The organism is Pseudomonas sp. TH08, assembly GCF_016651275.1.
Classification (GTDB): Bacteria; Pseudomonadota; Gammaproteobacteria; order Pseudomonadales; family Pseudomonadaceae; genus Aquipseudomonas.
Map to the genome: position 1 here is coordinate 644,582 of NZ_JAEKEE010000001.1, position 22,874 is coordinate 667,455.

Genomic DNA, 22,874 nt, shown 5'->3' on the forward strand with positions numbered 1-22,874 from the left:
CCCCAAGCGTGCTGCTACGTCAATGAGACCACTTAGCAGTCCGGTTTATCAGCGGTAAAACGCCGTGCCGGGTTCACGGCCGCGCCAAACTCACGCAAGGCCTTGGCACCGATCAGCAGCGGATAGTTGAAGTTGCTGCGGTCGGTCAGGTTGACCTCCACGGTACGCTTGACGTTACCCAGGCACAGTTCCAGGTCGACCACCGGACGTTTGGCGACTTCGGTGTTTTCACCCTCATCCTCTTCATCCGAGCGGCTCTTGATCTTGCTGATCCGCGCGACTTTGTGTTCGTAGACCTTGTTGTCGGCGTCCTTGGTGCCGAGGCGGAAACGCACCCAGTCGTCGCCATCACGGGTGAAGGTCTCGATGTCCTTGGCCGACAGCGAGGCGGTCAGCGCGCCGGTGTCCATCTTGGCCTTGAGCACTTCACCGCCGATTTCCGGCAGCGCGATGTATTCGTAGCGCCCGTACAGGGTCGGCTCGGCGGCCATGACCGGCAGGGCGACGAGGGCAAACAGTGCAAGGAGGGATTTCACGTAAAGGGCTTCCTGAAAGAGTGGGCTCAGCGCCGAATTCTAGACCGCGGAAAATCACGATAGTTGAAGCAACAGCAACCTTTTGTGGCGAGGGAGCTTGCTCCCGCTCGGCGACGCAGTCGTCGTAAGATCTGTATGCGCAATTAAGCTGACACACCGAGGCGCATGAATTCGGGGCCGCTTCGCAGCCCAGCGGGAGCAAGCTCCCTCGCCACAGGGTTTTGCATAAGCACTGAAGATTAGCGCGACTAAAGTGAAACATTCGTCACCACCGATTTGGCCTGTCGCGCGAAGCTGCTTATCATGGCGCGCCCATCCGTTTTCAAAGAGTTGCTTATGCGCCGCCTGCTCACCGGCTGTTTCGTCACCCTGCTGCTGTTGCTCAACACGCTGATCCTGATTGGACCGTTGCTGGTCTTTGCCCTGCTCAAACTGGTGGCGCCGGGCCGCTGGCGTGACTACGCGTCGTGGGCGGTAATGTGGATCGCCGAGACCTGGGCCGAAATCGACAAGCTGATTTTTCGCCTGTGCATTCCGACCCAGTGGGACATTCGCGGCGGCGCAGACCTGCGCGGTGACACCTCGTATCTGGTGATCAGCAACCATCAATCGTGGGTCGACATTCCGGCACTGATCCAGACTCTCAACCGGCGCACGCCGTTCTTCAAATTCTTCCTCAAGAAGGAGCTGATCTGGGTGCCATTCCTCGGCCTGGCCTGGTGGGCGCTGGATTACCCGTTCATGAAGCGCTACACCAAGGCGTTTTTGGCGAAGCATCCAGAGCTGGCGGGCAAGGATCTGGAAATCACCAAACAGGCCTGCGAGCTGTTCAAGCGTCAGCCGGTGACCGTGGTGAATTATCTGGAAGGCACGCGCTACACCGCCGCAAAAAGCGCGCAACAGCAGTCACCGTTCAAGCATTTGCTCAAGCCCAAGGCTGGCGGCGTGGCGTTTGTGTTGGCGGCGATGGGTGAACAACTGGATGCGATTCTTGACGTCACCGTGGTTTATCCACAGGCGAAAATCCCGGGGTTCTGGGATTTGATCAGCGGTAACGTGCCGCGCGTGATCATCGACATCCAGACCCGCGAACTCGACCCGGCGCTGTGGCAAGGCGATTACGAGAATGATCCGGCGTTTCGCCAGACGGTCCAGAGCTGGGTCAACCAACTCTGGAACGAGAAAGATCAGCGCATCGCCGAACTGCGCGGCGAGCGCCGCTGAATCAGCTACCGGTGCCGGCGCCCCAGATGCTGCCCAGACTTTGCAGCAGTGGGCCGCCAACGCCTTGATCACCCAGATACTTGAGCAGCACCGGGGCAAACTGGCCGACCATGCCGCTGTCCATGCCCAACGCGCCGAAGGCATTGTTCAGATCGCTGGTGTTCTTGACGTTGCCCAGCGCGTTTTCCAGCCCCGCGGACTTGCCCGAGGAGCCCAGCAAGCCGCTCAACGCCGCCATGTTGCCGCCACCGCCCGACAGCTTGTCGATGCCCGGCACTTCTTTGGCCAGCTGCGAATAATCGGTGCTGCTCAATTGGTTCTTGGCCAGGCCAAGCATGGCGCTGGTGCCGCCGACGGCTTGCTGGGGAGTAACACCCAGACCAGTGACCGCTTGCAGCAGACCGGCCGTTTCCGAGGTCGGCGCGGCGGCAGTGGCAGCGTTGCCGCCCTGCATGCTCGAAGCAGCCTTGGTCACATCGTCCAGACTGAAACCGGCGAAGACCGGACTGGCCGCGAGGGTCATCAGCGAAGCCATGGCAATACCGCGTGAAATCTTCATTCAGACATCCTCTTGCGCTGTGAAAACCACCCGTTGAACGGGCGGCGAAACTGCCGGTTTGACCGGGCATCCGCCGGCATGTTCCAAACCTGCGCATCCATTTTCAGCATAGCCACGTATATGAATCGTGAAACCCTGGAAATCCCGCGATGAATGGCACAACTGCTGTCGCTGAACTAGCCTGTGATCAGCCCGAGAATCGCCCTCGTCGCCCGACCTTTGCCTGGAGAGACGTCATTTCCATCGCCGACACCGATCAGTTGCGACAGCTGTTGGCCCAGTGTTCACTGGGTGACCGGCGCGCCTTCGAAACGTTGTACCGCAGCGTCGGCCCACGCCTGCACGGTGTCGCCCTGCGGTTTATGGGGCGCAGCGATCTCGCCGAAGAAGTGCTGCAGGAAAGCTTCGTGCGCATCTGGAACAACGCTTCGCGCTACGAAGCGCATCTCTCGGCGCCGCTGACCTGGATGATCAACATCACCCGCCATCAGGCCATTGATCAGTTGCGCAAACACCGCGACCGGCCGCTCAGCGATCTGGAACAAGACGCCCTGCCGGACGAAAGCCCCTCGGCACACGACCAGCTCAGCAGCGCCCGCGAGGCCCACGCATTGAACCGCTGCCTCGAGACGCTGGAAGGCATGCAGCGCCAGTCGATCAGCGTGGCGTACTTTCAGGGTTTGTCCTGCTCGGAACTCGCCGAACACCTGGCCACGCCACTGGGCACAGTCAAATCGTGGATCCGCCGTGGCATGGAACGTCTGCGCCGGTGCCTTGAATCATGAACTACCAGACCCCTGCCCTGCGCCGCGCCCTCGCCGCCGATTACGCCATTGGTTTGATGTCTGCGCCTGCGCGTCGACGGTTTGAGCAATTGTTGCTGGATGACGCAGCATTGCGAGCGGAAGTGGCGCAGTGGCAGGAAACGCTCGCGAGCCTCACCGAATCCCTGCCGGAACAGCCGGTGCCTGACCGCGTGTGGCAAGGCATCACCGCGCGCATCGAACCGCAAGTGCTGCATGTGCCCGAGAAACGGCCGTTCTGGAACTGGCTGCGAGTGACGGCGGCAGCCTGCTCAATCGTAGTGCTGGTGTTCCTTGGTTCGCTGTACAACCGTGACGACGCCCGCTACCACGCCACGTTGCTGACCGCCGATGCGCAACCGGCGCTGAAGGTCGAGGCGCATGCGGATTATCTGCAGGTCGAGCCGCTGACATTGGCGGCGGTCGAGCCTGATCGAAGCCTTGAACTGTGGGCGATTCCGGCGGATGGCAAACCGATTTCCCTCGGGGTGATTCCGGCGGGAGGCAAAGGCAAAGTTGAGTTGAGCGAGGCGCAGAAAGCGCTGATCGGCAAGCCGATTGCGCTGGCGGTGAGTCTGGAGCCGAAGGGTGGTTCGCCGACTGGGCAGCCGACGGGGCCGGTTCTCTATCAGGGTGCTTTGGCAGCCCTTTGATTGCAAAGATCAAAAGATCGCAGCCTTCGGCAGCTCCTACAGAGACCGTGTAGGAGCTGCCGAAGGCTGCGATCTTTATAGTCCCGTTTCTTCTTAAAGCGCTCTTGATTATTTCTAAAAAAACTAGAAAACCTGTCAGATTTGACAGTTGGCACAAGCCTGTAACACCGCCAACATTTCTGCTCCCCTTACGTAATGGAGTACAAATGATGAAGCTGAAAATTGCCGCTGGTGTTCTGGTTAGCTTGGCCATGATGAGCACCGCCTATGCAGCAACTTGCCCGACACTCTCAGTGACCCACTCTCAGGAAGCCGAAAATCTCACTTTCACCTCTGCACGCCTGAAAGACAAAGACACTCCCAATTCAGTTGTCATTTGCCGATATGAAGGCAAGGACGACCTCGGCGCCTCGGTCGGGTACAGGAATGGCACTCCAGTTGAAGCCACCACTGAAAATTGGAAGAAAGATGATTGTGTAGCCGAGAAAGGTGATGCCAGTAAATGCTCGTTTGAAGAAAAAAAGAAAAGAAATAGTTCAAAGAAAAGGGCAACCCGAGGGTTGCCCTTTTTTCACCATTGAACCTTACGCCGCACTGAACAACTTATGCGGATCAATCACAAACTTCTTCGGCACGCCCGCGTCGAATTCGCCATACCCTTCCGGCGCCTGATCGAGGCTGATCACCTGCACGCCGACCACTTCAGCGATGTTGATGCGATCCCACATGATTGCCTGCATCAGTTGGCGGTTGTACTTCATCACCGGGGTTTGCCCGGTGTGGAAGCTGTGCGACTTGGCCCAGCCCAGACCAAAACGAATGCTCAGGCTGCCCATTTTCGCCGCCGCGTCCACCGCACCCGGATCTTCGGTGACGTACAAGCCTGGAATACCGATCTTGCCGGCAACACGCACCACGCCCATCAGCGAGTTGAGCACTGTGGCCGGGGCTTCGGATTTCGCGCCGTCGTGACCATGGCCGCGGGCTTCGAAACCGACACAGTCCACCGCACAATCCACTTCCGGCTCGCCCAGCAGCGCAGCGATCTGTTCGTGCAGCGGTGCATCTTTCGAGAGATCGACGATTTCAAAACCCTGCGCCTTGGCGTGTGCCAGGCGGATGGTGTTGACGTCGCCGATGATCACCACCGCAGCGCCGAGCAAACGCGCAGAAGCCGCAGCGGCCAGTCCGACCGGGCCAGCGCCGGCAATGTAAACAGTGCTGCCCGGACCCACGCCCGCCGTCACGGCGCCGTGATAACCGGTCGGCAGAATGTCCGAGAGGCAAGTCAGGTCGCGGATTTTCTCCATGGCCTTGTCGCGGTCCGGCAGTTTCAGCAGGTTGAAGTCGGCGTATGGCACCAGCACGTATTCCGCCTGGCCGCCGGTCCAGTCGCCCATGTCGACGTAACCGTAAGCGCCACCGGCACGGGCCGGGTTGACGGTCAGGCAGACGCCGGTGTGTTGCTCCTTGCAGGAACGACAGCGCCCGCAAGCGACGTTGAACGGCACGGAAACCAGGTCGCCGATTTTCAGGTTTTCGACGTCGGAGCCTTTTTCGATCACCTCACCGGTGATTTCATGGCCCAGCACCAGACCGGTCTGCGCCGTGGTGCGGCCGCGCACCATGTGTTGGTCGGAGCCACAAATGTTGGTGGAAACCACTTTGAGAATGACCCCGTGCTCGATCTTGCGACCGCGCGGGTCCTGCATTTTCGGATAGTCGATTTTCTGTACTTCGACCTTGCCAGCGCCGAGATACACCACACCACGATTGCCAGACATGCTTTCACCTCGCTGTTGTTTTTATGGAACCGCGTTGCCCAGGCAGGCAGCGCGTTAAGTGCTCGGGTTACTGCTTGTTGGTATTGCGTTGTCAGTTATGGCCCCTTCGCGAGCAGGCTCGCTCCCACAGTTGATCTTCGGTGTGGCACAGATCTGTGTTTCAACACAAATCCCTGTGGGAGCGAGCCTGCTCGCGAAAGCGATCTAAAGAACGACGGTGCGATTGGCGTTGAGAAAAACCCTCCGCTCGATGTGATAGCCCACGGCGCGGGCCAACGTCAGGCCTTCGATATCGCGCCCCTTGGCAATCAAATCCTCGGGGTAATGACTGTGATCCACCGCCTCGACGCCCTGGGCAATGATCGGCCCTTCATCGAGGTCGTTATTGATGTAATGCGCCGTCGCGCCGACCAGTTTCACACCTTTGTTATAAGCCTGGTGATACGGCTTGGCGCCTTTGAAACCCGGCAGCAGCGAGTGATGAATGTTGATCGCCTTGCCATCGAGCTTGCGGCACAACTCCGGTGACAGCACCTGCATGTAGCGGGCAAGGATCACCAGTTCGGCGCCGGACTCTTCGATCACCTGCCAGACCTGACGCTCCTGCGACGGTTTGTCATTGGGGTCGAGGGGGAAGTGGTGGTAAGGAATCTGGTGCCAGTCGGCCAGCGGCTTGAGATCAGGGTGGTTGGAAACCACCGCCGCCACGTCCATCGACAACTGGCCGATGCGCTGGCGGTAGAGCAAATCGTTGAGGCAGTGATCGGCCTTGGAGACCATGATCACCACTTTCGGCCGGTAATTCGGTGCGGTCAGCTCGAAGAGCATGCCGAAGGCCTGGCCGCGTTCGGCGAGGCCTGCGCGGAAGGACTGCTCATCGAAACCGTCGGGCTGGCGGAATTCCACGCGTATGAAGAAACGGCCGGAGAGGCGATCATCGAAGGAATGGTGCTCGGTGACGTAGCAACCCTGCTCGAACAGAAAACGCGTCACCGCGTCCACGGTGCCGAGAACGCTGGGGCAGTCGGCGGTCAGAATCCATGTGTCTGGGGCGCGGCTCATGGTGCGGTGACTCCTGTTACAACAACGGTGAGCAGAGTGAACTCTGAACTGGGCTGACCTGCTTTTGTGGCGAGGGGATTTATCCCCGTTCGGCTGCGAAGCAGTCGCAAAACCTATGAATACGATCTACCTGATAAACCGCGGTGATTGATTTGGGGCGGCTTCGCCACCCAACGGGGATAAATCCCCTCGCCACAGAAGCAGGCACGATAGCCATTCAGTGTCAGGCCTGGACGCTGAGGCCGTACTCGGCCGATGCATCCTGCAACCACAACCACCAGTAATCCGAGAAGCTGCGACGGATCAGCAATTCCCAGGTGTCTTCAGCGGTATGGCGAATCATCAGCTGCGACTTGGCGAACACCGTGCCCACGGCCTTACCGACCGGGAAATTATTCGGGTGCACGTCGTAGCTGGTCGATTTCATCAGCACTTGGCGCACGTTCGGCCCGCTCAGTTCGAGCACCTGCTGACCGCCGCTGACGTTGACGATCGCAATGTGCAGATCGCCCAAGGCTTCACGCAGTTTCTGTTCAGCGACGAACTCTTCACCGCTCGGCACGATCAGCAGCCACTCATCCGGGCCCATCCATTGCAGGCTGGTTTCGCCTTTGACGATGACGCTCAGGGCGCCGGGCAATTCGATGCCCAGGGCCTTGTGCACACCCGCAGCAAACGCGGCATCGTGGCCATCGCCACGAATGGTCAGATGGCCGAGGAGTTTCTTTTCACGCACGATCACGCCGGCGTTCTTGCGGCCCTTGCCGACCAGGCTGGCGAGGTCGGCATGGTGCAGCGACGACTCGGCCTTGGCCCCGGTGGTCGGGCGTTGTTGGTAAACATTGGCTGTGGTCATAAAGCACCCTTCCTGAATTCTGTTGGTTCCTGCGGTGGCTGATCTGCCGCTTTCGCGAGCAGGCTCGCTCCCACAGGGGAACACGGTCGACTGTGGGAGCGAGCCTGCTCGCGATGAAGTCACCGCGGTGCAACTGCCCTCCCCAGGCGCCGAACCATCAGATGTTCTGGCGATCACCCTTCGGATCGAAGAACACCGAAGAAACAATCTCCGCCTCGATCACGCTGCCATCGGCCAGCGGTGCAAACACCCGCTCGCCGAGGCGCTTCAGACCGCCCTTGACCACGCCCATGGCAAACGAATAACCGAGGGAGTTGTGCGCGTAGCTGGAGGTCACGTGGCCGACCATGGTCATCGGGATCGCTTGTTTGGTGTTGAACACCAGTTGCGCGCCTTCCGGCAGCCACACGTTCGGATCGATCGGCTTCAGGCCTACCAGTTGCTTACGCTGATCCTTCACGCAGTCTTCACGGTTCATCCCACGCTGGCCGATCCACGAGAACGGTTTGGTGCGACCGACACACCAGCCCATGTTCAAGTCGTCCGGGGTCATCGAGCCGTCAGTGTCCTGACCGACAATGATGAAACCCTTCTCGGCGCGCAGTACGTGCATGGTTTCGGTGCCGTAAGGCGTCAGGTTGTACTGCTTGCCGGCCTCGACGATTTTCTCCAGCACGCCCATCGCGTAGTCGGCCTGCACGTTGACCTCATAAGACAGCTCACCGGTGAACGAGATGCGGAACACTCGCGCCGGCACGCCGCCGACCAGACCTTCTTTCCAGGTCATGAACGGGAACGCTTCGTTGCTCAGATCGATGTCGGTCACGGCGCTGAGCAGCTTGCGGCTGTTCGGCCCGGACAGGGTCATGGTCGCCCAGTGGTCAGTGACGGAAGTGAAGTACACCTTCATGTCCGGCCATTCGGTCTGGTGGTACAGCTCCAGCCATTGCAGCACTCGGGCCGCGCCGCCCGTGGTGGTGGTCATGACGAAATGGTTGTCGGCCAGACATGCCGTGACACCGTCGTCGAAGACCATGCCGTCTTCTTTGCACATCAGGCCGTAACGGGCCTTGCCCACGTCGAGTTTTGTCCAGGCGTTGGTGTACACGCGGTTAAGAAACTCGCGGGCATCCGGGCCCTGGATGTCGATCTTGCCGAGGGTCGAGGCGTCGAGCAGGCCGACGCTGTCGCGCACGGCTTTGCATTCACGCTTAACGGCGGCGTGCAGGTCTTCACCGTTTTTCGGGAAGTACCATGGACGTTTCCACTGACCGACGTCTTCAAACTCGGCCCCATTCGTCACATGCCAGGCGTGCAGCGCGGTGTGACGAACCGGTTCGAAGATGTGCCCGCAATGACGGCCGGCCACGGCGCCGAAAGTCACCGGCGTGTAGTTCGGACGGAACATCGTGGTGCCCATCTGCGGGATGGTCACGTTCAGCGAACGGGCGGCGATGGCCAGACCGTTGACGTTGCCGAGCTTGCCCTGATCAGTGCCGAAGCCCAGCGCGGTGTAGCGTTTGACGTGCTCGACCGACTCGAAACCTTCGCGGGTTGCCAGTTCAATCGCAGCAGCGGTGACGTCGTTCTGCAGGTCGACGAATTGCTTCGGCGCTCGCGCAGTGCCCTTCTCATGTGGCACCTGGAACAGCGCCAGCGTCGGCTCTTCGAGACGGCTCAGGGCTTTCGGCAGAGTGCCTTCGACCGCAGCGAAACCGGCTTCGCTGGCAGCGCGCACGCCACCTTCAAAACCGTCAGCGAGCGAATCGCCGAGGCCGTAAACACCGTTGATGCCACCCACGCACACGCGCTTCTGTGGTGCTTCACCCGGTACGAAACCGAGGATGTCTTCACGCCAGGTCGGCTTGCCACCGAGGTGCGACGCCAGGTGGACGACCGGGCTGTAACCGCCGGAAGTCGCGACCACGTCGCAGTCGAGCCATTCGCCCGGGCTGGTCACGGCGTGTGCTTTCACATCAATCGCGGCAACGCGAGCAGCGCTGACACGCTTGCTGCCTCGGGCCTCGATCACAGCACTGCCGGTGAGGATGCGGATGCCTTTGGCGCGCGCTTCTTCGACCAGCGCACCACGCGGATTGCTGCGGGCGTCGGCGATAGCCACCACTTGCAGACTGGCGTCGAGCCAATCCAATGCAACGCGGTAGGCGTGATCGTTGTTGGTCGACAGCACCAGTTTCTTACCTGGAGCCACACCGTAACGGCGCACGTAAGTCGACACCGCACCGGCAAGCATGTTGCCCGGCACGTCGTTGTTGCCGTAAACCAGCGGACGCTCGCAAGCGCCGGTCGCCAGCACCACACGCTTGGCACGAACCCGGTGAATGCGCTGACGCACCTGACCGATCGGCGCACGGTCGCCGAGGTGATCGGTGAGGCGCTCGTGAATGGTCAGGAAGTTATGGTCGTGGTAACCGTTGACCGTGGCGCGAGGCAACAGCAGCACGTCCGGGGTGTTCTTCAGTTCAGTGATCACACTGGCGACCCAGTCCATCGCCGGTTTGCCGTCGAGGCTTTCGCGCGAGTCGAGCAGGCTGCCGCCGAACTCTTCCTGCTCATCGGCGAGGATGACGCGAGCACCGCTGCGCGCAGCGGCCAGTGCAGCAGCAAGCCCCGCAGGACCGGCGCCGACGATCAGCACGTCGCAGTGCTGGTTCATGTAGTCGTAGGTGTCCGGATCGTTTTCGGTCGGCGAACGGCCAAGACCGGCAGCCTTGCGAATGTACTTCTCGTACGTCATCCAGAACGATTGCGGGTACATGAAGGTTTTGTAGTAGAAACCCGGTGGCATCAGCTTGCCGCCGACCTTGCCGAGAATCCCCATCATGTCGTTGTTGACGCTCGGCCAGCCATTGGTGCTGGTCGCGACCAAACCTTGATACAGCGCCTGTTGCGTGGCGCGCACGTTGGGGATTTGCGTGGCTTCGGTGGCGCCGATCTGCAGGACGGCGTTCGGCTCTTCGGCACCGGCGGCAAAAATGCCGCGAGGACGCGAATACTTGAAGCTGCGGCCAATGATGTCGACGCCGTTGGCAATCAGCGCGGCGGCCAGCGAGTCACCCTCGAAGCCTTTGTAGGTCTGACCGTTGAAGGTGAAGCTCAGCACTTTGTTGCGGTCGATCCGTCCACCGTTGGACAGGCGATTGGTCTGGCTCATACCTTCTCTCCCAGCGCCGTCGTGGCTGTTTTCGCCGAATCAGCCTTGTCGGTGAATTGCGGCTTGGTGCCGATCTTGTAGGTTTCGAGAATCTCGTAGGTCACGGTGTCGCGGGTGACGTTGAAGTACTGGCGGCAACCGGCGACGTGATCCCACAGTTCGTGGTGCAGACCGCGCGGGTTATCGCGGAAGAACATGTAGTCGCCCCACTCTTCATCAGTGCAGGCGCCAGGATCGAGCGGGCGCGGAATGTGCGCCTGACCGGATGCGTGAAATTCCTCTTCGGAGCGCAGTTCGCCGCAGTGAGGACAGAAGATATGCAACATGGGGATTTCTCCTGTTAGTGGGCGACGGCAGCAGCGCCGTGTTCGTCGATGAGTGCGCCGTTGTGGAAACGGTCGATGGAAAACGGAGCGGCCAACGGGTGCATTTCACCCTTGGCCAGACTCGCGGCAAACACGTTGCCCGAGCCAGGTGTGGCCTTGAAGCCGCCGGTGCCCCAACCGCAGTTGAAGAACATGTTCGGTACCGGGGTTTTCGAGATGATCGGGCAGGCATCCGGCGTGGTGTCGACGATGCCGCCCCACTGACGGTTCATGCGCACGCGGGACAACACCGGGAACATTTCGACGATGGCCTGAATCGTGTGTTCGATCACCGGGTACGAACCACGCTGGCCGTAGCCGTTGTAGCCGTCGATACCGGCGCCGATCACCAGGTCGCCCTTGTCGGACTGGCTGATGTAACCGTGCACGGCGTTGGACATGATCACGCTGTCGATAATCGGTTTGATCGGCTCGGACACCAGTGCCTGCAGCGGGTGCGATTCGATCGGCAGGCGGAAACCGGCGAGTTTGGCCATGTGCCCGGAGTTACCGGCGGTGACCACGCCGACGCGTTTGGCGCCAATGAAACCCTTGTTGGTTTCAACGCCGATGCACACGCCGTTTTCCTTGCGGAAACCGATCACTTCGGTCTGCTGAATCAAGTCCACGCCCAAGGCGTCGGCGGCACGGGCAAAGCCCCACGCCACGGCATCGTGACGGGCGACGCCGCCGCGACGCTGAACGGTTGCGCCCATCACTGGATAACGGGTGTTTTTCGAGCAGTCGAGGTACGGGATTTCGTCAGCGACTTGCTTGGCGTTTAGCAGTTCGCCATCGACGCCGTTGAGGCGGTTGGCACTGACCCGACGCTCGGAATCACGGATGTCCTGCAGGGTGTGGCACAAGTTGTAGACGCCACGCTGGGAGAACATCACGTTGTAGTTCAGATCCTGCGACAGGCCTTCCCACAATTTCATCGCGTGTTCGTAGAGGTGCGCCGACTCGTCCCACAGGTAGTTGGAGCGCACGATGGTGGTGTTGCGCGCGGTGTTACCGCCGCCCAGCCAGCCCTTCTCGACCACGGCGACGTTGGTGATGCCGTGTTCTTTCGCCAGATAGTAAGCCGTTGCCAGACCGTGCCCACCGCCGCCGACGATGACCACGTCGTAGACCTTTTTCGGCGTCGGCGTGCGCCACATGCGCTGCCAGTTTTCATGGTGGCTGAGGGAGTGTTTGAAGAGGCCGAAGCCTGAATAGCGTTGCATAGTCGTTACTCCAAAACCGCTCAGCGATAAACCGGGAAGTCTGCGCACAGGGCCGAAACCTGCTGGGCGACATTGGCCTCGACATCGGCATCACCGAGGTTGTCGAGGATGTCGCAGATCCAGCCGGCCAGCTCCACACATTGGGTCACTTTGAAGCCGCGCGTGGTCACCGCCGGGGTGCCGATACGCAGGCCGGAAGTCACGAACGGCGACTGCGGGTCGTTCGGCACGGCGTTCTTGTTGACGGTGATGTGCGCACGGCCAAGGGCGGCGTCGGCATCTTTGCCGGTCAGCCCCTGACGAATCAGGCTGACCAGAAACAAATGGTTGTCGGTGCCGCCGGACACTACATCGTAGCCACGTTTGATAAACACGCTCGCCATCGCCTGAGCGTTGTCGATCACTTGCTGCTGATAGGCCTTGAAGCCCGGCTCCAGCGCTTCCTTGAAGCACACGGCTTTACCAGCGATGACATGCATCAGCGGGCCGCCCTGAGCGCCGGGGAATACCGCGGCGTTGAGCTTCTTTTCGATCTCTTCGTTGGACTTGGCCAGGATCAAGCCGCCACGCGGGCCGCGCAGGGTTTTGTGCGTGGTGGTGGTGACCACGTCGGCGTACGGCAGCGGGTTCGGGTAGAGGCCAGCGGCAACCAGACCGGCGACGTGGGCCATGTCGACGAACAGCAGCGCGCCGACTTTGTCAGCGATCTGACGGAAACGCGGGAAGTCCAAAGTCTTCGAGTAAGCGGAGAAACCGGCGACGATCATTTTCGGCTTGGATTCGACGGCGAGACGCTCGACTTCGTCGTAATCGATCAGCCCGGTGTCGGTGTTGATGCCGTACTGCACAGCGTTGTAGAGCTTGCCCGAGGACGACACTTTGGCGCCGTGGGTCAGGTGACCGCCGTGGGCCAGGCTCATGCCGAGAATGGTGTCACCCGGCTGGATCAGCGCCAGGTACACGGCGCTGTTGGCTGACGAACCGGAGTGCGGCTGGACGTTGGCGTAATCGGCGCCGAACAGCTGCTTGGCGCGTTCGATGGCCAGCGCTTCGACTTTATCGACATGCTCGCAACCGCCGTAGTAGCGCTTGCCCGGATAGCCTTCGGCGTATTTGTTGGTCAGGCCGCTGCCTTGCGCTTGCATGACGCGTTTGCTGGTGTAGTTCTCCGACGCGATCAGCTCGATGTGATCTTCCTGACGTTGCTCCTCGGCATTCATCGCCGCCAGCAGTGCATCGTCGTAACCCTGGATCTGGTCTTGCTTGCTGAACATCGCGTCTCTCCCAGCGGCATCTGTGCGCCATTCGTCTCGGTCAGGCACCGGCAATCACGGCAGTGCCCTTTGATGCCGATGGTATGACCGGCGCAGACAGCTCAAATGCCTACGGACGCCACGCAAAGGTGCGTTTACGACATGGCAGGAAATGCCCGGTTGAATCTGCACAGATCCCCTGTAGGAGTGAGCCTGCTCGCGATGGCGGTGAGTCAGCTGGGCAAATGTTGGCTGATACACCGCCATCGCGAGCAGGCTCACTCCTACAGGGGTTATGCGATCGATTGGCGGATTGCGAGCAACAGGAGGAAATGCGCGGGATAGAGGGCATACGCCCAGCGCCTCATCGGCGGAGCCTGGAGATGTCGCGCATGTCGCAACAGGAACATTCCGAGCAGTGGCGCAATCAGGCATGTCGCAATGCCGAAGATCGCCACCTCATTGCCGAATTGCGCCGATTCGAACAGCGTCCGCCACTGGTTCGCCGCCAGACACACCAACCCTGGAAGCAAGCTGAAATACCACGGAAGGCGAAACACCAGCAGCATCGCCAACGGCAGCAGCACACCAAAAACGCCAAACATCAGTCGATCCGAGAACAGCACTGCCAGCAGCAGACTGACGCCGCCGAGCAGTCGCGAAGCCACTGCCCGATCCTGCCAGCCCCGCGCCACCAACAATCCCAGCGCCAACGTCGGCATCACATTCAAGGTATCGGGATCAGGGATGTACAAGCGGTAAGGAATTTCACTCACGGCGCTGAACACCAACAGCCAGCCCAGATAACGCCATTCGGTTTTCCGCGCCCCGGCCCGGGAAAGATTCGCCGCCATCGCCAGACAAAACCACGGAAACGCCAACCGCCCCGGCACATACAGCCAATCGGCGGAGAACCCGACATATCGCAGGTGATCGAGCAGCATGCTCAGCAGCGCCAGCCACTTGAGCAGATCCAGCGCGCCGTCGCGTTTTCTCAGGTGCATAATCGGCTGGCGTCCATGTAATGTTCTGACAGCGACATCCCGTGTGCTCCCCGGAAGATCTTCGGTAAAGTGCGCACCATCATTGACCAACGAGGCGCCACAAGCGTTTCGATCACGGAAGCCGGCCATGACCGACAAGAGCCAACAATTCGCCAGCGACAACTATTCCGGTATCTGCCCTGAAGCCTGGGCTGCCATGGAACAGGCCAACCACGGCCACCAACGCGCTTATGGCGACGATGAATGGACCGCGCGCGCGTCCGATCATTTCCGCAAATTGTTTGAAACCGACTGCGAAGTGTTCTTCGCCTTCAACGGTACCGCCGCCAACTCGCTGGCCCTGTCATCGCTGTGCCAGAGTTACCACAGCGTGATCTGCTCGGAAACCGCCCACGTCGAAACCGACGAATGCGGCGCTCCGGAATTCTTCTCCAACGGCTCGAAACTGCTGATCGCCCGCACAGAAAACGGCAAGATCACCCCGGAATCGATCCGTGAAGTCGCCCTCAAGCGTCAGGACATTCACTACCCGAAACCCCGCGTGGTGACCCTCACCCAAGCCACCGAAGTCGGCAGCGTCTACACCCCGGAAGAAGTCCGCGCCATCAGCGCGACTTGCAAGGAACTGGGCCTGCACCTGCACATGGACGGCGCACGCTTCTCCAACGCCTGCGCCTTCCTCGGCTGCTCGCCAGCCGACCTGACCTGGAAGGCCGGCGTTGATGTGCTGTGCTTCGGCGGCACGAAGAACGGTATGGCCGTGGGTGAAGCGATTCTGTTCTTCAACCACAAACTGGCCGAAGACTTCGATTACCGCTGCAAACAGGCCGGGCAACTGGCGTCGAAAATGCGCTTCCTGTCGGCACCGTGGGTCGGCATCCTCGAAACCGACGCCTGGCTGAAATACGCCCGCCACGCCAACCACTGCGCGCAGTTGCTCGCCGAACTGGTCAGCGACATTCCGGGTGTTGAACTGATGTTCCCGGTGCAGGCCAACGGCGTGTTCCTGCAACTGTCGGAACCGGCGATTGCTGCGCTAACCGCAAAGAACTGGCGCTTCTACACCTTCATCGGCAAGGGCGGCGCGCGCTTCATGTGCTCGTGGGACACCGAAGAAGAACGCGTCCGCGAACTGGCCCGCGACATCCGCGAAGTTATGTCTGCCTGACTCTCACAGCCAATGCACTCCCTGATTTGGGGACCCCCTTCAATGAGGTGATCCCCTCGCCACAAAGTTACACCCCACCTACCGCGTTTGCCTCTTGGTCTACATTGTCTGTCGAGCCTTCCGCTCACATAACAATAAGCAGGAGCATTGGCATGTCGCTAAAAGGCAAAACCCTGTTCATCACCGGCGCCAGCCGTGGCATTGGCCGTGAGATTGCGCTGCGGGCCGCCAGGGACGGGGCCAATATCGTCATTGCCGCAAAGAGTGCCGAACCGCACGCCAAACTGCCCGGCACCATCCACAGCGTCGCCGCCGAAGTCGAAGCGGCGGGCGGCAAAGCTTTGGCGTTGCAGGTGGATGTGCGCGATGAGGACGGCGTGCGTCAGGCTCTGGCTCAGGCCAACGAACATTTCGGCGCCATCGACGCGCTGATCAATAACGCCGGGGCGATCAAGCTCACCGGCGTGCAGCACATTGAACTCAAGCGTTTCGACCTGATGCACCAGATCAATACCCGCGCGGTGCTGCTGTGCAGCCAGGCCGCCCTGCCCTATCTGAAGAAATCCGCCGGGCACATTCTCAACCTGTCGCCGCCGTTGAATCTGGCGAGCAAGTGGTTTGCGCAGTACAGCCCGTATACGGTGACCAAGTACGGCATGAGCATGCTGACGCTGGGGATGAGCGAGGAATTTGCCGGGTACGGGATCAGCGTCAATTCACTGTGGCCGCAGACGATGATTGCCACGGCGGCGATCGAGTTTCAGTTGGGGAATCGGGAGTCGTTCAAGCACGCCCGTACGCCGGCAATCATGGCGGATGCGGCGCATGTGATTTTGAGTAGTAGCGGACGGCAGATCAGCGGGCGGTTGTTGATTGATGAGGAGGTTTTGCGGGAAAGCGGTGTGACGGAGTTCGGTCAATATCGCTTTGATCGAGAAAGCGACGCGGCACTAATGCCGGATTTGTTCGTTGACTGAAATACTGCCCCCTGTAGGAGTGAGCCTGCTCGCGATGGGGCCGGAACATTCAACGAAGATGTTGACTGACCTAACGCTATCGCGAGCAGGCTCACTCCTACAGGGATCTTCAGCGCCCGTCAGAAATCGATGCGCACATCGCCTTTAGGCACGCTGCAGCACGACAAAATAAACCCCTCGGCCTCGTCGTCCTCGGTAATCCCGCCGTTGTGCTCCATCTCCACCTCGCCGCCCAGCTTGAGCACCTTGCACGTCCCGCAAATACCCATGCCGCAGGCTTTCGGAATCATCAACCCCAGCTTGGCCGCCGCCGCATGCACAGTCTCACCCGGGGCCACCCGAATGCTCTTGCCGGACGAAGTGAACTCGACCTGATGCAGATCCGCCGCATCGATCTCCGGTGCATCCGCTGCCTGTTCGGCCTGTTCTACCGCATCGGCACGCGCTTCCGGCGGCGTAGCACCGAAGGATTCCTCGTGGTAACGCGACATGTCGTAACCAGCCACTTCCAGCAGGCGCTTGACCGCGTTCATGTACGGCGTCGGGCCGCAGCAGAACACTTCACGCTCAAGGAAGTCGGGCACCATCAGTTCGAGCATCTTGTGATTCAGATAGCCGCGATACCCGGCCCACGGCTCACCCAAGCCGTGCTTCTCACAGATCAGGTGCAGGCTGAAGTTATCGATCCGCGACGCCATGTGCTCCAGTTCGCGGTGGTAAATGATGTCTTTCGGCGAGCGCGCGCTGTGGATAAACGTCATGTCGACGTTGGCGTTGGTGTCATAGAACCAGCGCGCCATCGACATGCACGGCGTGATCCCGACACCGCCGCTGAGGTACAGCACTTTCGGGCTCGGAAAGTCGATGGCATTGAACAGCCCGACCGGCCCGTGCACCGCCAGCTCCTGGCCTTCATGCAGGGTGTCGTGCAGCCAATTGGAAACCCTACCGCCGGGCACGCGTTTGATCGTCACCGAAAAGCTGTACGGCACCGACGGCGAACTGGAGATCGTGTACGAACGCATGATCGGCTGGCCTTCGATTTCCAGCTCCAGGGTCACGAACTGTCCGGGCTTGAAGAAGAACAGGATCGGCTGGTCGGCCATGAAGCAGAAGGTGCGCACGTCCCAGGTTTCCTGGATGACTTTGACGCAACGGACGATGTGTCGGCCATTGGCCCAGGTCTGGGTGGTGACCGGATTCAGGAAGCTGTTGGACATGCTGTTCTCCACGGCCGACTGTCGGCCTCATGTCGGCGATTCTGCGTATAGCGCAGACCGCCCGTTTACCTATCCGCGACATTGACATACTTATCGCGACCAGCCCCCAACCACCGGGGGTTGCGCGTCGGGAACAGATTGCACCATGTCGCCCATGGATAAGGTTCCCGCCTGCGCCGGCCCCACACTCGGCCCAACACCAAGACAGATTCTTTACACCTTGCGTAGCAACCGTTTGCAGCACACCTGATTAGCCACTTTCGCCGGCCACGCAGATGGCCATGAGGATCACATCGATGGACGTCACCGCAAAAATCAGCCTGGGCGATCCGCTGGAACCCGCACGCAAGGCCACCGCACAAATGCTCCAGGAGCGCGAGCGTACGTTTTCGCTGCCACAGCCGTTCTACAGCGACGAGCGGCTGTTCGATATCGACATGCAGGAGATCTTTCAGAAAGAGTGGTTGATCGCCGGCATGACCTGCGAGATCCCGGCCAAGGGCAACTACCTGACCCTGCAAATCGGCAAGAACCCGATCATCGTCATCCGTGGCGCCGAGGGCGTGGTGCATGCGTTCCACAACGTTTGCCGCCACCGTGGCTCGCGCCTGTGCACCAGTGAAAAAGGCAAAGTGGCCAAACTGGTCTGCCACTACCATCAGTGGACGTACGAGCTGGACGGTCGACTGTTGTTTGCCGGCACCGAAATGGGCGCCGACTTCGACATGAAGCAGTACGGCCTGAAACCGGTGAACGTGAAAACGGCCGGCGGCTACATCTTCATCAGCCTGGCGGAAAACCCACCGGCCATCGATGACTTCCTGTCGACGCTGAACCACTACATGGAACCGTACGACATGGAGAACACCAAGGTGGCGATCACCACCACCTTGATGGAGAAGGCCAATTGGAAACTGGTGCTGGAAAACAACCGCGAGTGCTACCACTGCAACGCGTCGCACCCGGAACTGCTGAAAACCCTGCTGGAATGGGACGACGTCACCGACCCGCGCGCCGATCAGGCATTCAAGGATCACGTCGCCGCGTCCGCCGCTGCCTGGGAAGCCGAGAAGATTCCTTACGCCCACGCCAGTTTCGGCCTGCGTAACCGCATCGTGCGCATGCCGCTGCTCAAGGGCACCGTGTCGATGACCCTCGACGGCAAACAGGGCTGCGCGAAACTGATGGGCCGGATCAAGAACCCGGACCTCGGTTCGATGCGCATCCTGCACCTGCCGCACTCGTGGAACCACTGCATGGGCGATCACATCATCGTCTTCACCGTGTGGCCGATCAGCGCGCAGGAAACCATGGTCACCACCAAGTGGATCGTGCACAAGGATGCGGTGGAAGGTGTGGATTACGACGTCGATCGCATGCGCCAGGTGTGGGACGCGACCAACGATCAGGACCGGCGCCTGGCGGAAGAGAACCAGCGCGGGATCAACTCCACGGCGTACCAGCCTGGGCCTTACTCGAAGACCTATGAGTTTGGTGTGGTCAACTTTGTCGACTGGTACAGCGAGCGCCTGTTGAACAACCTTGGGGCCGAGCCTGCGCCCTATCTCAAAGGCGTCCCCGTCCAGGGCTAAAAAGCATCGCTGGCAAGCCAGCTCCCACAGTGGTTGATGGTGTTCACAGAATCCGTGTACACCGCAAAACCTGTGGGAGCTGGCTTGCCAGCGATGGCGTCATCACAGTCGCCGTGTTACTTAGATGACCACCTCACCGATCCATCCTCACCAATAAACTCCTCAAAAATATCCTCCCCCACCAAACGTATTTTCGCGTACCCGTTCAACACCCGATCCGGATACGCCGGGTCCTTCGCACTCTGCGTCTCCGACCACAGCACCCGCGAATGCCCATCGAGCTCGCTGGCATTGCCATACGGAATCGCCCCGTGCCCCGCACAGCGCGCATGCAAACCGCCCTGCGTTGCGTAGACAATGCCGTTGTGCAAATGCCCCCAATACCAGTAATCCGGCTCACGCCCCAGCGCATCGCACACCGGTTGATACAGCGCAGTCTTGTTGTGCCCGGAAATATCGAAGCCCTGATGATGGCTGAGCACCATGATTTTCTTGCGCTTCGGCAGGCCTTTCATCCACACGATCTGCGGTTCGTTCAACGTACCGTCCATGTACAGATTCATCGCATCCGAGGCGTACGCCGAATCCAGCCCGACCACCAGCCAGTCATCGTTGATCAACGCAAAGTAACTGGTGCCCTGCTGCCCCGGAAAACGCTTGGCCAGTTCCTTGAAATAGCCGTGGGCGCCGCTGTACATCTCATGGTTGGAATTGAGCGTGAATGAACCGTGGCTGCCCATCGGCCAGCCGACCATGTCGACGTCTTCCTGCGAGTGGCTACCGGCGTAATACACATCGCCCAAATGAATGGTGAAATCGGCCTGGGCCAGTTGCATCTGATTGGCCACCGACACCGCCGGCGCATGGCTGTCGAACGGTCCGGTGCCCCAGTCACCGGCAATTGCCAGCGTCACGTCGCGATCCATCTGCACCACGGCGGGGTCGGTGCCGAAGGTCGCGTGATGACGCAGATTTTCGATCCACTTGAGCAAGGCCTCGCTCCACAGCAGATCGAGCAGTTCCCACTTGCGACAACCAAGCAGGCTGCCGTCCTTGAGTACGCGGGTTTGCAGTTGATCGGATGATTGCGGTAACGGCATGGCGTTGCCGATGCGCAAGATCGACAAGCCGTGGGACAACTCCCACGGCACTGCCGGTTCGTCGCCCGGCAACTCGCCATTTTTCAGAACGTACTGCGCCTGGTCATGACCGCGCTGCAACAGCTTGATGATCGCCTGAAACTCCTGCGGTTCCAGCTCGCTGATGAGCTTCATCCAGGCCATTTCCATGCGCGTGAACAAGCCATGAATGCGCACTTTTACCTTGTCGTACTCGTGTTCCCAATGACTGACCAGTGACATGGCGTAATCCTCTCTCCGTAGGGGTTCACAGGGTTTTCATGAATTCGATCAACGCGCGTTTATCAGCGTCCGACAGCGTCGTGCCATACAGGTGACCACTGTTGTGATTACCCTCCAGCCGCGTGTCGTACTTGAAGTCCGCCGAGGCCTTGGCCTGGGCGCCGCTGGTGACGAAGCCGACATTGACCGGGTCGTAGATGTCAGAGCCAGTGACGAACACCTGCGGGCGTTTTTCCGGCGGTTGCAGCAAGTCCCACAGGGTCGGCACCGAACCGTTGTGCAAGTACGGCGCGCGCAGCCAGATGCCGTCGGTCGGCGTGTTGCTGTAACTCTGGGTCTTGCGGTAGGCGCCGAAGTCGAACGGCGGTTTCTTGAAGCTGTGGAATGCCGCCACCAGCCCTGTGGTGAACGAGTCCAGCCGATGCGGATCGGTGCCGAGCTGGTCGATGTTGGTAGTGACCTGACCGGTATCCGCCCGACCGAAGTCATGACAACCGGCGCAGTTCGTTTCCCAGATCGGTTTGCCCTGCGCGACTTTCGCCTGATCCAGCGCCCACGGCCACGCCGGCGCCTTGTGCCCGAGCAGCCAGTTGGTCACACGGTTGAAGCTTGGAGGCAGCACCGATTCAGGTGTCGCGCCCACCGCCATCGCGGCGGCGTAGTTGCGTTCGTGGATCTTGTTGTTATTGCCGTCCCAGTGCAGGTACATCGATTCCCGCGGTTTCTGGTTCCACACTTGTGGCAGGTCGACGGTGCCAATGGTCGAGTCATCCGGGAAGCCGAACACGACCATTTTTGTCGGGTTGAAGGTGTCGGTGCGTCCCGGCCCTTGTTGCGGCCGCAGCTTCTGCCAGGCGTAGGCCTGTTTCTGCTTGAGCAAAGCGCTTTTCGCCATCGGCATGATCAGGTAGCGGTTGTAGATCTTTTCAAAGAAACCCAACTGGAACTTGGCGTTGATCGCCGTCATCACCGCATCGGTGGTGAATTTCGGATCGCTGGCGCAATCGTAGGCGAACCACTGGAAGGCTTGCAGTTGCAGGGTGTTGGCCGGTGCACTCGGCACGTTGACGGCAACGTCACTGGCGTTCGCGCGGTAGGAACCGGTGTGGCACAGCGCGCAGTTGGGCTCGACGGTCGGGTAGCCGATCTGCCGTTTGGCCATACCGATCGGCAGATCCTTGCCGTTCTCGAAGAGAAAGCCGAAGACTTCCCAACCCCCGGGCTTGGGCATTTTCTCCGGGCACATCTGCGGCAACACGGCGAACAGGTAATACGGGATACGCGCTTCGATACCGAGGCCAATGGCGGCGTACTTGTAGTGGTCTTCGTCGGAGGCGTATTCCTGCTCAGGAACGACACGAAGCATCTGATACCAGGTTTCGTAACCGATGAAACCGAGCACCGCGACCACCACCAGCGTGCCGACCTTGAAGGCGTGACTCTGCCATTGCCGCTGCCACGCCGCGCGCCATTCGCGCCAGCCATTACAGAGCAGCGCCCATGGCCGGTTCTCGGGCGTGGTGCCGAGGTACAGTAGAATACCGAGGATGAGAAAGAAGCTCAGATCACCCATTAGCATCGGTACGAACACCGAACCCTGAATGCTGGTGTTGATCAGGTAAATCCAGAAGATCACGGCGATCAAACGCGTCAGCACGCACAGCCAGGAATGCACCACGTAGCGCGGCGCGTTGAAGCCCGACGGCATGTAAAACACGCTGATGCCGACCAGCAGCATCCCGGCGTTTTCCAGCCATGGGTCGGAGAGTTGCGGCGGCAACCCGACGACCGATGTCAGCAATCCCGGCGCGAACAGCGCGGGGATGGCGAACACCATGTTCATCGCAATGCCTATCCAGATGAAGCGTTGAAACCAGCGGATGTAGGTGTCCATATCATCCATTTCCTTCTAATCACCAACCTGCAATTCCTCCCGTGGCGAGGGGATTTATCCCCGTTCGGCTGCGCAGCAGTCGCAAAACACCACTTACGGTTTTCCAGATGCACCGCATTGGCTGGTTTTGGGGCCGCTTCGCGACCCAACGGGGATAAATCC

Annotated in this window: 20 protein-coding genes; 7 read left to right on the forward strand and 13 right to left on the reverse strand. The window is 60.1% G+C overall.

Annotated elements, in window-relative coordinates:
• Positions 1 to 32 precede the first annotated feature (32 nt).
• Positions 33 to 536: a retropepsin-like aspartic peptidase RloA2 gene (gene rloA2 / locus JFT91_RS03065; protein WP_201148492.1), complete on the reverse strand. Its 504-nt coding sequence runs from the start codon at positions 534 to 536 to the stop codon at positions 33 to 35.
• Positions 537 to 872: 336 nt separating this feature from the next.
• On the opposite strand from rloA2, the gene yihG reads away from it, so the two are divergent.
• Positions 873 to 1,760: a 1-acylglycerol-3-phosphate O-acyltransferase, YihG family gene (yihG, locus tag JFT91_RS03070; protein WP_201231524.1), complete on the forward strand. Its 888-nt coding sequence runs from the start codon at positions 873 to 875 to the stop codon at positions 1,758 to 1,760.
• Between the two features lies 1 nt (position 1,761).
• On the opposite strand, the gene JFT91_RS03075 is transcribed toward yihG, so the two are convergent.
• Positions 1,762 to 2,319, reverse strand: a complete 558-nt coding sequence (locus JFT91_RS03075; RefSeq protein WP_201228868.1) for a DUF2780 domain-containing protein — start codon at positions 2,317 to 2,319, stop codon at positions 1,762 to 1,764.
• A gap of 149 nt (positions 2,320 to 2,468) precedes the next feature.
• On the opposite strand from JFT91_RS03075, the gene JFT91_RS03080 reads away from it, so the two are divergent.
• From JFT91_RS03080 to JFT91_RS03090, 3 genes are all read left to right on the forward strand, one after another.
• Positions 2,469 to 3,104 carry a sigma-70 family RNA polymerase sigma factor gene (locus tag JFT91_RS03080; RefSeq protein ID WP_201228871.1) on the forward strand — a complete coding sequence of 212 codons (636 nt, stop codon included), beginning with the start codon at positions 2,469 to 2,471 and terminating at the stop codon, positions 3,102 to 3,104.
• The gene (locus tag JFT91_RS03085) at positions 3,101 to 3,775 is read left to right on the forward strand and encodes an anti-sigma factor (protein ID WP_201228873.1); all 675 of its coding nucleotides are present in this window, start codon (positions 3,101 to 3,103) and stop codon (positions 3,773 to 3,775) included. Before JFT91_RS03080 ends, JFT91_RS03085 begins: the two co-directional genes overlap by 4 nt.
• A gap of 209 nt (positions 3,776 to 3,984) precedes the next feature.
• The gene (locus tag JFT91_RS03090; RefSeq protein ID WP_201231525.1) at positions 3,985 to 4,356 is read left to right on the forward strand and encodes a hypothetical protein; all 372 of its coding nucleotides are present in this window, start codon (positions 3,985 to 3,987) and stop codon (positions 4,354 to 4,356) included.
• Between the two features lie 3 nt (positions 4,357 to 4,359).
• On the opposite strand, the gene fdhA is transcribed toward JFT91_RS03090, so the two are convergent.
• The 8 genes from fdhA to JFT91_RS03130 all read right to left on the reverse strand — a co-directional run bounded on the left by fdhA (position 4,360) and on the right by JFT91_RS03130 (position 14,500).
• A complete protein-coding gene (gene fdhA, locus JFT91_RS03095; RefSeq protein ID WP_008086916.1) occupies positions 4,360 to 5,559 on the reverse strand; it encodes a formaldehyde dehydrogenase, glutathione-independent in 1,200 nt (399 codons plus the stop codon).
• A gap of 204 nt (positions 5,560 to 5,763) precedes the next feature.
• Positions 5,764 to 6,621 (reverse strand): formyltetrahydrofolate deformylase, encoded by an 858-nt coding sequence (gene purU, locus JFT91_RS03100; RefSeq protein WP_201228875.1) that lies wholly within the window; start codon positions 6,619 to 6,621, stop codon positions 5,764 to 5,766.
• Positions 6,622 to 6,844: 223 nt separating this feature from the next.
• Positions 6,845 to 7,477 carry a sarcosine oxidase subunit gamma gene (locus JFT91_RS03105; protein WP_201231526.1) on the reverse strand — a complete coding sequence of 211 codons (633 nt, stop codon included), beginning with the start codon at positions 7,475 to 7,477 and terminating at the stop codon, positions 6,845 to 6,847.
• A 157-nt stretch (positions 7,478 to 7,634) separates the two neighbouring features.
• Entirely contained in the window at positions 7,635 to 10,652 is a 3,018-nt protein-coding gene (locus JFT91_RS03110) for a sarcosine oxidase subunit alpha (protein ID WP_201231527.1), read from the reverse strand.
• A complete protein-coding gene (locus JFT91_RS03115; protein WP_007913119.1) occupies positions 10,649 to 10,978 on the reverse strand; it encodes a sarcosine oxidase subunit delta in 330 nt (109 codons plus the stop codon). The genes JFT91_RS03110 and JFT91_RS03115 overlap by 4 nt, the downstream gene beginning before the upstream one ends.
• 14 nt (positions 10,979 to 10,992) lie before the next feature.
• On the reverse strand, positions 10,993 to 12,243 hold the full coding sequence (locus JFT91_RS03120; protein WP_003206307.1) for a sarcosine oxidase subunit beta: 1,251 nt from the start codon (positions 12,241 to 12,243) through the stop codon (positions 10,993 to 10,995).
• A 20-nt stretch (positions 12,244 to 12,263) separates the two neighbouring features.
• A complete protein-coding gene (glyA, locus tag JFT91_RS03125) occupies positions 12,264 to 13,517 on the reverse strand; it encodes a serine hydroxymethyltransferase (protein ID WP_201231528.1) in 1,254 nt (417 codons plus the stop codon).
• A gap of 272 nt (positions 13,518 to 13,789) precedes the next feature.
• Positions 13,790 to 14,500: a TraX family protein gene (locus JFT91_RS03130; protein WP_201231529.1), complete on the reverse strand. Its 711-nt coding sequence runs from the start codon at positions 14,498 to 14,500 to the stop codon at positions 13,790 to 13,792.
• A gap of 127 nt (positions 14,501 to 14,627) precedes the next feature.
• On the opposite strand from JFT91_RS03130, the gene JFT91_RS03135 reads away from it, so the two are divergent.
• Entirely contained in the window at positions 14,628 to 15,668 is a 1,041-nt protein-coding gene (locus JFT91_RS03135) for a threonine aldolase family protein (protein ID WP_201228883.1), read from the forward strand.
• A gap of 152 nt (positions 15,669 to 15,820) precedes the next feature.
• Positions 15,821 to 16,645, forward strand: a complete 825-nt coding sequence (locus JFT91_RS03140) for an SDR family oxidoreductase (RefSeq protein ID WP_201231530.1) — start codon at positions 15,821 to 15,823, stop codon at positions 16,643 to 16,645.
• 119 nt (positions 16,646 to 16,764) lie between these two features.
• Here the strand turns inward: JFT91_RS03140 and gbcB are convergent, their stop codons facing one another.
• Positions 16,765 to 17,865, reverse strand: a complete 1,101-nt coding sequence (gene gbcB / locus JFT91_RS03145) for a glycine betaine monooxygenase reductase subunit (protein WP_160059702.1) — start codon at positions 17,863 to 17,865, stop codon at positions 16,765 to 16,767.
• 296 nt (positions 17,866 to 18,161) lie between these two features.
• Here gbcB and gbca point away from each other — a divergent pair, with 296 nt between their 5' ends.
• Positions 18,162 to 19,457: a glycine betaine monooxygenase oxygenase subunit gene (gene gbca, locus JFT91_RS03150; protein ID WP_053124549.1), complete on the forward strand. Its 1,296-nt coding sequence runs from the start codon at positions 18,162 to 18,164 to the stop codon at positions 19,455 to 19,457.
• A gap of 116 nt (positions 19,458 to 19,573) precedes the next feature.
• On the opposite strand, the gene JFT91_RS03155 is transcribed toward gbca, so the two are convergent.
• Positions 19,574 to 20,818 carry a metallophosphoesterase family protein gene (locus JFT91_RS03155; protein ID WP_201228889.1) on the reverse strand — a complete coding sequence of 415 codons (1,245 nt, stop codon included), beginning with the start codon at positions 20,816 to 20,818 and terminating at the stop codon, positions 19,574 to 19,576.
• Between the two features lie 25 nt (positions 20,819 to 20,843).
• On the reverse strand, positions 20,844 to 22,712 hold the full coding sequence (locus tag JFT91_RS03160) for a c-type cytochrome (RefSeq protein WP_201231531.1): 1,869 nt from the start codon (positions 22,710 to 22,712) through the stop codon (positions 20,844 to 20,846).
• Between the last annotated feature and the right edge of the window lie 162 nt (positions 22,713 to 22,874).